The sequence below is a fragment of the Variovorax gracilis genome (assembly GCF_030317115.1).
Classification (GTDB): domain Bacteria; phylum Pseudomonadota; class Gammaproteobacteria; order Burkholderiales; family Burkholderiaceae_C; genus Variovorax; species Variovorax gracilis.
Genome location: NZ_JASZYF010000006.1, coordinates 66155 through 78041, shown reverse-complemented (window position 1 = coordinate 78041; position 11887 = coordinate 66155). Strand labels below are relative to the sequence as shown.

Annotated in this window: 12 protein-coding genes; 5 read left to right on the top strand and 7 right to left on the bottom strand. The window is 67.5% G+C overall.

Going from position 1 to position 11887, the window contains the following annotated elements; translation table 11 throughout:
- Window positions 1–326: 326 nt before the first annotated feature.
- The 3 genes from QTH97_RS14055 to dmeF form a co-directional block, all read right to left on the bottom strand.
- On the bottom strand, window positions 327–632 hold the full coding sequence (locus QTH97_RS14055; protein ID WP_286568822.1) for an NIPSNAP family protein: 306 nt from the start codon (window positions 630–632) through the stop codon (window positions 327–329).
- A gap of 51 nt (window positions 633–683) precedes the next feature.
- A complete protein-coding gene (locus QTH97_RS14050) occupies window positions 684–1604 on the bottom strand; it encodes a DMT family transporter (RefSeq protein WP_286568821.1) in 921 nt (306 codons plus the stop codon).
- Between the two features lie 92 nt (window positions 1605–1696).
- Entirely contained in the window at window positions 1697–2674 is a 978-nt protein-coding gene (gene dmeF, locus QTH97_RS14045) for a CDF family Co(II)/Ni(II) efflux transporter DmeF (protein WP_286569102.1), read from the bottom strand.
- A gap of 49 nt (window positions 2675–2723) precedes the next feature.
- Here dmeF and QTH97_RS14040 point away from each other — a divergent pair, with 49 nt between their 5' ends.
- The 3 genes from QTH97_RS14040 (at window position 2724) to QTH97_RS14030 (ending at window position 5911) form a co-directional block, all read left to right on the top strand.
- The gene (locus QTH97_RS14040; protein WP_286568819.1) at window positions 2724–2999 is read left to right on the top strand and encodes a metal/formaldehyde-sensitive transcriptional repressor; all 276 of its coding nucleotides are present in this window, start codon (window positions 2724–2726) and stop codon (window positions 2997–2999) included.
- 119 nt (window positions 3000–3118) lie between these two features.
- On the top strand, window positions 3119–3478 hold the full coding sequence (locus QTH97_RS14035; protein ID WP_286568818.1) for an RNA polymerase sigma factor: 360 nt from the start codon (window positions 3119–3121) through the stop codon (window positions 3476–3478).
- 30 nt (window positions 3479–3508) lie between these two features.
- A complete protein-coding gene (locus QTH97_RS14030) occupies window positions 3509–5911 on the top strand; it encodes a PhoX family protein (RefSeq protein WP_286568816.1) in 2403 nt (800 codons plus the stop codon).
- A gap of 127 nt (window positions 5912–6038) precedes the next feature.
- Here the strand turns inward: QTH97_RS14030 and mltA are convergent, their stop codons facing one another.
- Complete coding sequence (gene mltA / locus QTH97_RS14025) at window positions 6039–7184, bottom strand: murein transglycosylase A (protein WP_286568815.1); 1146 nt, start codon at window positions 7182–7184, stop codon at window positions 6039–6041.
- Between mltA and QTH97_RS14020 the strand changes: the two genes are divergently transcribed.
- Both QTH97_RS14020 and QTH97_RS14015 read left to right on the top strand, forming a co-directional pair.
- Window positions 7177–7341: a hypothetical protein gene (locus QTH97_RS14020; RefSeq protein ID WP_286569113.1), complete on the top strand. Its 165-nt coding sequence runs from the start codon at window positions 7177–7179 to the stop codon at window positions 7339–7341. The genes mltA and QTH97_RS14020 overlap by 8 nt on opposite strands.
- Window positions 7342–7547: 206 nt before the next feature.
- On the top strand, window positions 7548–8195 hold the full coding sequence (locus QTH97_RS14015; protein WP_286568814.1) for a YiaD family glycine zipper/OmpA-like lipoprotein: 648 nt from the start codon (window positions 7548–7550) through the stop codon (window positions 8193–8195).
- 127 nt (window positions 8196–8322) lie between these two features.
- Here the strand turns inward: QTH97_RS14015 and QTH97_RS14010 are convergent, their stop codons facing one another.
- Genes QTH97_RS14010 through QTH97_RS14000 form a run of 3 tightly spaced genes read right to left on the bottom strand, consistent with a single transcriptional unit; the run spans window position 8323 to window position 11855 of the window.
- A complete protein-coding gene (locus tag QTH97_RS14010) occupies window positions 8323–8949 on the bottom strand; it encodes a response regulator transcription factor (protein ID WP_286568813.1) in 627 nt (208 codons plus the stop codon).
- Between the two features lie 18 nt (window positions 8950–8967).
- The gene (locus QTH97_RS14005; RefSeq protein WP_444813435.1) at window positions 8968–11052 is read right to left on the bottom strand and encodes a two-component system sensor histidine kinase NtrB; all 2085 of its coding nucleotides are present in this window, start codon (window positions 11050–11052) and stop codon (window positions 8968–8970) included.
- Window positions 11040–11855, bottom strand: coding sequence for a carbon-nitrogen hydrolase family protein (locus tag QTH97_RS14000; RefSeq protein WP_286568811.1), 816 nt, complete (start codon window positions 11853–11855; stop codon window positions 11040–11042). The genes QTH97_RS14005 and QTH97_RS14000 overlap by 13 nt, the downstream gene beginning before the upstream one ends.
- Between the last annotated feature and the right edge of the window lie 32 nt (window positions 11856–11887).

The following is an 11887-nucleotide window of genomic DNA, read 5'->3' as shown; positions in this document are numbered from 1 at the left end:
GGGAGACAGTGTGAGCATTCGCTGCGGCGTGCGAAATACGACGGAAGCCTGTGATGCGTTGCAGACGCAGATCGCAAGAGGCGTGAGCGCTTGTTACGCGAGTGCCTGGGCCCACGGCGGACTTGGGTCCAAAGTTTTCATTTCGTCCGCGCAGCGGCGGCCGGCGTCGAAGTGCGGGGTGCTTTCCTAGTCCTCCGCGAGGCCGGAATCAAGCCCCAGGCATTCGGTGCTCGCGGCTTTGGACAGCGCCGTTCGATCTGGCGTTTGGTCTACGCCGTAGGTAGCCGGCACTGCAGCCGGTTCGGGCTATTGACGGGCTGGAAGCGTCACCGGAAAACAGGCCGGAAGAAGCTGCGTTCGTAGCTGAAGATGCAACGGGTGTCCTCCGCGTACTTGAACGCCGCCTGGCACTCTGCGTCGTTCGCAGACGACGCGCGATATTCCTCGTACGACGCAAGACTCGGGAACGTGAACAAGGCAAGCGCGATGTTGTTCGCACCTTCCGATGGCAGGAAGTAGCCATGGTGCTGCCCTCCGAACTTTTCGACGAGAGGGATCCACATCTTTCCGTAGTGCTCGAATTCCTTGAGCTTGAACGGATCGATGACATAGCGCAGGTAGCAGGTGACCATGGGTAGTTCCGGGATGTTCAAGGTTTGCTGCAGCTTCGAATGGCGCGCCCTTCATTCCGGCTGGGCGTCCAACGCGGCAGCGCGGGTGCGTCCGCGCTCGCTGTGCAGCATGTAGAGCCCGGACCCGACGAGCAGCGCAATGCCGATCCAGGCCCATCCGGTGGGGATCTCGTTCCATACGGCATAGCCCAGCACCATGGCAAAGAGCACCGCCGTGTAGCGGAAGGGCGCGGTGAGCGACACCTCGCCGGCGCGCATGCATTGCACCAGCAGGAAATAGCCTGACGCCAGGAAGGCGGCCGCCACCCCCAGCAAGGCCAGGTCGGCGAGCGCAAACGCCTGCCAGCCGCTCAGCAGCGTCACGCAACCGGACAGCAGCGTGACGGCCAGGGCCGTGGCCAGGGTGATGATGATCGACGGGATGGCCGGATCGATGCGCCGCGTCATCAGGTCGCGCGCGGCATGGAACAGCGTGCCGAGCAGGCACAGCAGGGCCCACGCGTTGAGCCCTTCCGCGCTCGGCTGCACCACGCACAGCACACCCGCGAAGCCCAGCACCACCGCGGACCAGCGCGCCAGCCCGGCACGCTCGCCCATGAAGAGCACCGCGAACACGGTCATGAACAGCGGCGCGGCGAGGTTGATGGCCGTGGCATTGGCGATCGGCAAGTGGAACAGCGCCAGCAGGTACATCATGGTCGCGCAGGCGTCGACGGCGCCACGCAGCGCCACCCGCGGATGCAGCACCGCGCTCGCCTGCCGCAGTGCGCCCAGCCGGTGCGCGACCAGCAGCACGAGCGCCGACGCCATCAGCCCGCGCAGAAAGATGAGTTGCGCCGAAGGCATCGACTGGCTGACGTGCTTGACCAGCGCGTCGTTGAGCACGAAGCAGCCCATGGCGCCGATCATCGTGGCAATGGCGCGCCCATTGGCGCGGGACGAGGGCCTTGAGGACAAGGACTGCGAGGTCATGGCAAGCGGGGAGGTGTGTCGAGGCATGCGCGAGGACCGCGCCTGCTCGAATCCTGCCACATGGGGCGTCGCCCACCGCGCGGAAACGTCGCTCAGGGGACGGCGACGGGAAGTCGGTTCACTTCCACCGAAATATGGACCAGCTCTTCGTGGATGCCGAGCTGCCGCTTGAAGTAGTCCGGCTCGACGGCGGCGTGGGTTGCCAACGAAACGATGCAGGCGTACTTGCCCTTGCCGACACGCCAGACATGCAGGTCGCAGATGGATGCCTTGATGGGGCTGGCGTCGATGACCTCCCGGATCTCGGCCACCACCGGCGCGTCCATCTCGGCATCCAGGAGGACCCGGCCGGAATCGCGCAGAAGGCCGAGCGCCCACATCGCCACGAGCCCCGCGCCGACGATGCCCATCGCCGGGTCGAGCCACGCGGCGCCCCAGAGCTTGCCGGCCGCCAGGGCGGCCAGTGCCAGAACCGATGTAGCGGCATCGGCCAGCACATGCATGTAGGCCGCGCGAAGGTTCAGGTCGTGGTGCGCATGCTCGTCGCCGCCATGGCCGTGACCGTGGTGGCCATGGCCGTGTTCATGGCCGTGCTCATGGCCGCCTCGCAGCAGCCAGGCGCACGCCAGGTTGACCCCGAGCCCGACCGCGCCGATGACGAGGGCTTCGCTGTAGTGGATGGCCGTCGGCGACAGCAGGCGCTCGACGGATTGAAAGGCCATCAGACCCGCCACGAGCATCAGGAGGACCGCGCTCGTGTACCCGCCGAGCACCTCCATCTTCCATGTCCCGAAGGCGAAGCGGCCGTCATGCGCGAACCGGCGGGCCGCAACGTACGCGACGACGGACAGGCCCAGCGCCAGCGCGTGCGAGCTCATGTGCCATCCATCGGCCAGCAGCGCCATGGAATTGAAGTACCAGCCGCCGGCGATCTCGACGACCATCATCACGGCGGTGAGTGCGACGGCCCAGCGCGTATTGCGTTCGGCGAGGGGATTGCCCTCGTCGAAGACGTGCGAGTGCTGCCATGGCGCGGGTGCTGCGTGAGGATGAATGATCGTCTGCGGCATGGTCTGGATACTGTACCCCAGTATGTCGCCCGAGCCTAGAATGCCCTTCATGGCACATACGATTCATGGCAGGAAGCCGCTGCTGGCGAGGGTCCGCCGCATCAAGGGGCAGGCGGAAGCGCTGGAGCGGGCGCTCGGCGAGGAATCGGACTGCCTCGCCATCCTCCAGCAGATCGCCGCCATCCGGGGCGCGGTCAACGGACTGATGGCGGAGGTGCTCGAAGGCCACATCCGCGAGCACCTCGGAGCGCCGGAAGCCAGCGAGGCGCGGCGGGCCGAAGATGTCGATGCCGTGGTCGCCGCCTTGAGGTCCTACCTCAAGTAGCGGGGCCGATGGCTGTGGGCGCAGCCGCGCCCATTGAACCGATCGCCCGTTTTCGGGCATGAACCGTCCAGTAGCCCGGAGTACAGTCGACTGGACGCCCCCCAATGCACGAGCCTCCCATGCCGAGCATGCCCCGCGACACCTTACGGACGCAGGAAGCGGGACTGCCCTTGGCCGAACGCGCCGAGGCGCATCTGGTCGACCGGACCGCCCATGGCGAGCTGCGGGCATTCGAGCAGCTCTACCGGGCCTACCACCCGCGGCTCACGCGTTTCCTGGACCGCGTGACCCGGCGGCCCGGACTGGTCGAGGAGCTGCTCAACGACGCGTGCGCAACCTGCTGTCCAGGCAGTTCACGGCGATGGTGCGCGAGATTGTCCGGCGCGACCTGGCAGCAGCCCACGGGACACTGCCGGGGCCGTAGCAGTCGGTCGAGCGAGCGAGGGCTCTGCAACAAAAGTTTCATCTTGCATCGCTAAGGTCGGGCTCCCGATAGCCAAGCCATCACGATGAAAAACCTGCCCACGCCTCCCGCTCCGAACGAGTTCATCGATCCGGACGACCTGGACAACAACCCCTCCTCCAACACCAGCCTCCACGAAGTCATCGCCTCGCGCATGCACCGCCGCCATCTGCTGCGCGGCGGCGTCGGCGCGCTGACGGCCGCGACGCTCGGCCCGCTGGCGCTGAGTGCCTGCGGCGGCGGAAGCGACGGAAACTTTCCCGTCACGCCGCCTGCTCCCGCACCAGCGCCGGCTCCCGCCCCGGCTCCGGCACCGGCGCCTGGGGCCGAACCCAAGCTCGGCTTCTCCGCCGTGGGCAAGGACCTCGCGGACCGCATCACCGTGCCGGCCGGCTACACCGCCACGGTGATCTACGCGACGGGCGACTCGATCGATCCCGCCATCACCGACTACAAGAACGACGGCACCGACGACACCTTCGGCCGCCGCAGCGGCGACCAGCACGACGGCATGCATTACTTCGGCCTGACCCCCGACAGCAAGCCGTCCCTCTCCAGCACCGAACGCGCGCTGATGTGCATCAACCACGAAGCCATCAACGGCACCGTGATGTTCATGCATCCGAACGGGCAGACCAACATCGGCTCGACGGCCGGCCCGCGTCCCGAAGCCGAAGCGCTGAAGGAAGTGGAAGCGCACGGCGCGTCGGTGGTGGAGATCGCCAAGTCGGGCGGCAAGTTCGCGATCGTCAGGAACTCGACCTTCAACCGCCGGGTCACGCCGCGCACGCCGATGGACTTCGGCGGCCCGGCGCGCGGCTCGGCGCTGCTCAAGACGGCCTACTCGCCCGCCGGCACGACCACGCGCGGAATGATCGGCAATTGCGCGTCGGGCTACACGCCCTGGGGCACCTACCTCACCTGCGAGGAGAACTTCGCAGGCTTCTTCCGCCGCGGCTCGGCCGATGACGCGAAGCGCAGCGCCAAGGAACTGGTCGCCTTCAAGCGCATCGGCCTCGCGCAAAACGCCCCCGGTGGTCAGCGCTGGGCCACCGTCGTGCCGGCCGACAGCACCAGCACCGAGTACGCACGCTGGGACGCGAGCAGCATCGGCACATCGGCGGACGGCACGGACGACTTCCGCAACACTGCCAACACCTTCGGCTGGGTCGTGGAGATCGACCCGTACAACCCGGCATCGACCCCGGTCAAGCACACCGCGCTCGGCCGCTTCGCGCACGAAGGCGCATGGCCGAGCAACCCGGTGGTCGGCAAGCCCCTGGCCTTCTACATGGGGGACGATTCGCGCAGCGAGTACGTCTATAAATATGTGTCCAAGGCCGTATGGAGCGCAGCGGACGCGAATCCTGCGGACCGCCTCGCCACCGGCAGCAAGTACCTCGACGAAGGCACGCTCTACGCGGCGAAGTTCAATGCGGACGGCTCGGGCACCTGGCTCCCGCTCGACCTGAGCAACACCGCCATCTCGGGCAACAGCGCGTACGCCTTCGCCGACCTCGCCGACGTGCTCGTCAATGCACGGCTCGCCGCCGATGCCGTTGGCGCCACCAAGTGCGACCGACCCGAGTGGACCGCCGTGAACCCGAAGAACGGCGAGATCTACATCACGATGACCGAGAACCCGGACCGCGGCGCCGTCGGTACGACCAGCAGCAACAACGTGCCGAATCCCGACGTGGACCCGGCCTTCCCGCGCTACTGGCTCGACAACAAGGGCGTCTCGACGCAGAACGCCGCTGCATCGACCCTGAAGGGCGACGTCAACGGGCAGGTCATGCGCATCCGCGAAACCGGCAACGACGCATCGGCCACCACCTTCAACTGGGACATCTTCCTGTTCGGCAGCCAGGCCAAGGCCGATGCTGGCCTCGACGACGTGAACTACCAGAAGAACGTGAACCTGTCGGGCCTCTCGGACTTCAACGACTTCTCCAAGCCCGACGGCTGCTGGTTCTCGCGCGCGAGCGGCATCCTCTGGATCGAGACCGACGACAACGCCTACACCGACGTCACCAACTGCATGCTGCTGGCGGCGATCCCGGGCGAGTACGGCGACGGCGGCAAGATCGACGTGGTCAACCAGGCCAACGGCAAGCCCGGCGCGGCTGGCACCGGCCCGGTGACCGTGAGCACCTATGCGGGCAAGAAGATGAACGACACGATCTTCAAGCGCTTCCTCACCGCACCGCTGGGCTCGGAAGTGACCGGCCTCGCCGAATCCCCTGACGGCAAGGCGCTGTTCATCAACATCCAGCATCCAGGCGAGAACACCGCCGCCGCCAACATCGCCGACCCGACGAAGTACGAAAGCCACTGGCCCGGCAACGGTGCCGGCGTGACGGCTTACGGCGCAGGCGGCAGCACCGCACGCCCCCGTTCAGCGACGGTGATGATCACCAAGAACGACGGCGGTATCATCGGCCTCTAACGGCAAGGGCCGGCGAAGCCCGGCCCCACGCGAAACACCGCAGATCCGGCTCCGCCGGTCTGCCGGTGTTGCCCCCCGGCAGCGGGGCGCCCGAGCCACACGAAGTGGGCGAGGCTGGGGGGCGAGCCTACTTAGGCCAGAGAGCCCACAACCGCAGCGGCTGGTTCATGCGCGCCGCGAAGCGGCCCGCATCGGCGCCCGTGCCCGCGAAGTAGTCGGCCCGCACCGCCCCGACGATGGCGCTGCCCGTGTCCTGCGCCACCACCAGCTTGGCGAGCGACGCAGTGGGGCCCGGCGAGGCGAGCCACACCGGCGTGCCGTAGGGAATGCTGTCGCGGTCCACCGCGATCGAGCGGCCCGCGGTGAGCGGCACGCCCTGCGCACCGACCGGCCCGGAAGATGCGTCGACCTCGCTCAAGGGTTCCTCGCGAAAGAACACGTAGCGCGGATTGCTCCACAGCAGCGGCTGCAGCCGCTGCGGGTTCTGCGCCACCCACTGCTTGGTGTCGTCGGGCCACAGGCTGACCTTGGTCGCACCCTGGCTGATCAACCACTGCTGCACGCTGCGATAGGGCTGCTCGTTGGTCGCGGCGAAGGCCACGCGCACCATGCGCTGCGAGCCGTCGGGCTCGGTGATGCGCAGGCGCCCGGAGCCCTGGATGTGCAGCATGAGCGCATCGATGGGGTCGGCGAGCCACGCGATCTCGCGTCCACGCAACGCGGCCTGCGCTTGCGGGAGCGTGTCGATCTCCTGCCGCGTGAACCACGGGCGCTTCGGCACCAGACCCACGGGCGCCTGGTACAGCGGCACCGTGTTCGTCGCGGTCGGCCGCCGCGTCGCGTCGAACACCGGCTCGTAGTAGCTGGTGAGCTTGCCGTCGGTCGGCCCCGTGTGCGACTCGACCCGATACGGCTGCAGGCGCTGCATCATCCAATCGCGCTGCTCTGCGGTCTCCGCGAGCGAGAGCTGGCGCACTTCGCGGCACAGCGGAGCGAAAGCGGCATTGGGGCGCGTGCAGTTCGACAACATCGCGACCCAGCCTTCATGCAACGCGTCGTCGTTGAAGCCCGGCAGTTCGGACCATGCGACCGGCACCCAGCGGCTCTTGGGATGCGCGAGCGAGCCGGTCAGCGGACCCAGGTCGCGTGAAGGGCTGGTGCCCGGTGCCGTCGGCGCGGTGGCAGGCAGGTCGGGCTGCCGTGTGCCGGTGGAGCAGGCGGCGAGCGTTGCTACGATCGCGAGCCCAACCAGCCACTGGAGTCCTTTGTTCATGGGTCTGATTTTGCTTGAAGCACTCGGCGCGGGAATCGTGTTCGTCCTGATCATCTGGTGGACCATGTTTTCCGGCCGCAAGCGCGGCGAGTTGCAGGAAGAGGACGATGCCGAAGACGACGAGACGGCATCCAGGGAACCGCGGCGGCGCGATTGAATTCGCGTAGCCCGGTACCGCGTCGACATGTCGGCCAATAACTTGCGAGCTATCGATTTCATAGCAGCAGTGTGAGATTTCACACGCCTTCCGAGCGTAGCGCCGAAATCGAACGTTACATGCGGAAACCCCGGATCGAGGCAATTCGCCTTGCTCGCTCGGGATAATCGGCGCTCTTTTGTTTTGCATAGTCGAAAGGGACTGACATGAAAAAATTCGTACTCGCCACGTGTGCTGCAGCGATCGTGCTTTCGGGCTGCGCGGGCGGCATGACCGACACGCAACGCAACACGGCCATCGGCGCCGGCGGTGGCGCACTGGCTGGCGCGGCGATCGGCGGCGTGGCCGGCGGCAAGGCCGGCACGGGTGCGGCGATCGGTGCATTGGCTGGTGCGGCGGGCGGCTACCTGTGGTCCCAGCGCATGGAGAACCAGAAGCGTCAGATGGAGGCCGCCACCAAGGGCACCGGTGTCGCCGTGACCCAGACCCCGAACAACGAACTGAAGCTCGCGATCCCGAGCGACATCAGCTTCGACGTGGGCCGCGCCGCGATCAAGCCGAACTTCTCGCCGATCCTCGACCAGTTCGCGAGCGGCCTGCGCAACATCCCGAATGCCGACGTGCGCATCATTGGCCACACGGACAGCACCGGCACCGATGCGATCAACAACCCGCTGTCGGTGGAGCGTGCTGCGGCGACGCGTGACTATCTGGTGGCGCGTGGCGTGTCGCCGACTGCATTCCGTATTGAAGGGCGTGGGTCGCGGGAACCGATTGCGGATAACAACACGGATGCGGGGCGTGCGCAGAACCGGCGCGTCGAAATCTTCGTCGGCGAGCGTTCGCCGGCCTGAGATTGAACTTGCCCGCAGGCTTGGCGCACTGGTGCTGCCTGGTCTGCCCTTGGGGGGAAGCAGGGCGTGCGTTGCGCTTCGCATGAGGCGGCGGAGCGCGTTCCTCTGTGCGCTCAACGCCGCGGGTTCACATGCCCCGAAGGAGGTTGGCCAGTTCGACGGCCGACTTGACTTCCATCTTCTCGAACACACGCGCACGGTGAACCTCCACCGTGCGTACGCTGATCGCGAGTTGCTCGGCAATCAGCTTGTTGGGCAGCCCTTCGACCACGCAGCGCATCACATCGCGCTCGCGCTCCGTCAACTCATCGATGCGGTGCTTGAGCAGTTGCCGCGTGCGCTGCGCCTCGATCGCGCGCAATGAAGCCCCGAGCGCATGCTCGATGCGGTCCACCAATGCGTTGTCGGAAAACGGCTTCTCGCAGAAGTCGAAGGCGCCGCGCTTCACCGCATCGACGGCGGTCGGCACATCGGCATGACCGGTCAGGAAGATCACCGGCATCGTCTCCAGCAACCCGCGCTCCTGGAGTCGATCGAACAGCACCAGCCCGCTGGTTCCCGGCATGCGCACGTCGAGCAGCAGGCAATGCGGCTGATCGCGCAACGGTTCATCCGCCAGCCGCGCCTCGAACGCCTCGGCGCTCCCAAAGTTCTCGCTCACCAGCCGCCGCGACCGCAGCAGCCACGCAAGCGCTTCGCGAACACTGGCGTCGTCGTCGACAATGAAAATCAGCGCGTCTATCAATGGTTGCATCTTGTGGCTCGCCGGCCGTCATGTTACTGGTAGGGTGAAACGAAAGATCGTGCCGCACGGCCGCTGTGGCTCGAACATCAGCACGCCGCCGTGCTGTTCGACCACCGTGCGGCACAGGCTCAGACCGAGGCCCATTCCGTCGGGCCGCGTGGTGAAGAAGGGGGTGAAGAGACGTTCGGCGACCTCCGGGCTGATGCCGCAACCGACATCCGCGACGGAAAACTCCAACCATCGGCGCGCATCGGCGGCTGTGGCGCCGTCGCCATCCCGCCCGACGCTTCCGGCGCGCACGACCTTCAGGCGCAGCACGCGGTCCGTCAGTTCGGGCATGTCCATCGCCTGCATGCCATTGCGCGCAAGGTTGAGCAGCACCTGCTCGACCAGCGTACGGTCGCAGAAGACGGCAGGCAGCCGCTCTTCGAGCGCCACTTCGACGCGAACGCCGAGCTTGCGCGCCTGCAGGCGCACCAGGGGCAGCACCGCATCGATCAACGCATGCGGCGCGACGGCCTCGCGCGTGCGGTCGCGCCGGCGCACGAAGTCATGCACGCTGCGGATCACCTGGCCGGCACGGTCGGCCTGCTCCGCGATGCGGCGCACCGCCATCGCGACCTCGTCATGATCGCGGCTGCGCTGCTGCGAACGGTCGGCCCCGAGCAGGTTGAGCGAACCGCTCGCATAGCTGGCGATCGCGGCCAGCGGCTGCGTGAGCTCGTGGCTGAGGAGCGATGCCATTTCGCCGACCGTCGCGAGCCGCGCGCTGGCCTGCAGGCGCTCCTGGCTGGCGCGCGAGAGTTCCTCGATGCGGCGCTGCTCGCTGATGTCGATGAAGGCGCTCATCCAGCCGGTCTGGGAACCGTGCGCATTGATCAGCGGCGCCTCGAAGATCAACACCGGAAAACGGGTGCCGTCCTTGCGCATGAAGACCGACTCGAAGCCTTCGCGCGGCGGCACCGCGCCGGCCAGGCGCACGGCTTGCCGGCGCTGGTATTCGTGCGCGAGCTCGGTCGGCCAGTAGGGCGCCTCGCCATCGGTGGACATGAGCTCGTCGGCGCCGAAGCCCACCATCTCGCAGAACGCGGGGTTCACGTAGGTGATGCGGCCCTGCAGATCGCGCGCGCGCAGCCCCGTGATGACGGAGTCTTCCATGGCCTTGCGGAAGGCCAGCGCATCGGCCAGGTCGCGTTCGGCGCGCTGTCGCTTTCGCGTGTCGCGGGCGAGCAGCACCAGCACCGACACCAGCGCGATCGAGATCGCCGTGACCAGCGCGGTCAGCATGTTCGGGAAGAGATCGGGCACCGCTCGCCAGCCGTCGACGCGCAGCATCATGGGCGCGCCCGGCAGGTCGATGAGTTGCTGGGCCGTGAACACGCGCGTGCCCACGCGGCGCGGCGCCCCGATGGCCACGAGCCGCGTGCCGTCGACTTCGGTGAAGGCCACTTCCTGCCCGCGGCTGAGCGTGGGCGCCACGAGTTCGATCAGCGTGTCGCGTAGCGAATAGGACGCGACGAGGTAGGCGCCGCCTTCCACCGGCAGACACAGTTCCATCACTTCGAAGCCGGTGCCCTGGGAGAACGGGACGTAGTGGCTGGGCGAATAGGCCGGCGCTCCCAGCTTGCGCGCGGCAGCGCAGGCGAGCAGCACGTCGGGCTGGTCGGCGCCTCGGCGGGTGTCCTCGAACGCGTGCCTGCGGTAGGGCGTATCGACTGCACCGCGCACTTGCAGGGCCGCATCGCGCCATTCGAGCCTCAGCCATTCGCGGTGCTCGCGCAGCAGGTCGGCTGCGCGGGTTTCCCACCGCTCGCGGTCCACGCCCTCGCCAAGCGATGCGCGCAGCGTCTGCGCATTGCGCTGCAGGCCGACGCGCAGGTCGGACACCGCATCGGCGGTGTCGCGGTCGAGCACGTTCTGGGTCTGCTCGACCTCGTGCCGCCCGGCCAGCCACACGACGGTGACGAGCAGCACCAGCACGAGCACGGCCAGCAGCACCCACAGGAACCAGCGCCGCCACACGGAGCGCAGGAAGCGCAGCCGCGCGAACGCGGGACGGAGAACGCGGGCGACAGGCAGCGGAGGCGAGGACACCGGCGTCAGAGCACGCAATGGGAAAGCGCCGGCAGTTGCGCACGCGCACGCTCGACCTGCTGCGCATCGATATCGAACAGCACGATGGCTTCATCGACGGCCTGTTGCGCCACCACCGTGCCCCAGGGATCGACCACCATCGACTGGCCCCAGGTGTGGCGCCCGTTCTCGTGCGAGCCGCCCTGCGCGGGCGCGACGACCCAGGCGAGGTTCTCGATCGCACGCGCGCGCAGCAGCACTTCCCAGTGCGCGGCGCCGGTGGTGCGCGTGAAGGCGCTGGGCACGAGCATCAACTCGGCGCCCTGCCGCGCCAGCGCGCGATAGAGTTCCGGAAAACGCAGGTCGTAGCACACGCTCATGCCCACGCGCCAGCGGTGACCGTCGCGCGACGGCAGGTCGAAGCACACGGGCTGCGACCCGGGCGCGATCATGCGGCGCTCGTCGTAGCGCTCGCGGCCGTTGTCGAAGAAGAACAGGTGGATCTTGTCGTAGCGCGCGATGCAGGCGCCGTCCGGCGCATAGACCAGCGAGCTGTTGAAGACGTGGTTGTCGTCGTCCGTCTCCAGCGGCAAGGTGCCGCCGACGATCCACAGCCCGAACTCGCGCGCCGCATCGGCCAGGAAGCTCTGCACCGAGCCCGCGCCAGCGGTCTCGCGCAGCGAGAGCTTGTCGGTGTCCCGCGCGCCCATCATGCAGAAGTACTCAGGAAGCACGGCAAGTTCGGCCCCTGCCGACGCGGCCTCGGCCAGCAGCGCGTGGGCGCGCGCCAGGTTGGCCTCGCGCGCAATGGCCGACACCATCTGGATCGCTGCGACTCTCATGGCGAATCTCCTTGTCTTCGTGCTTGTGATTG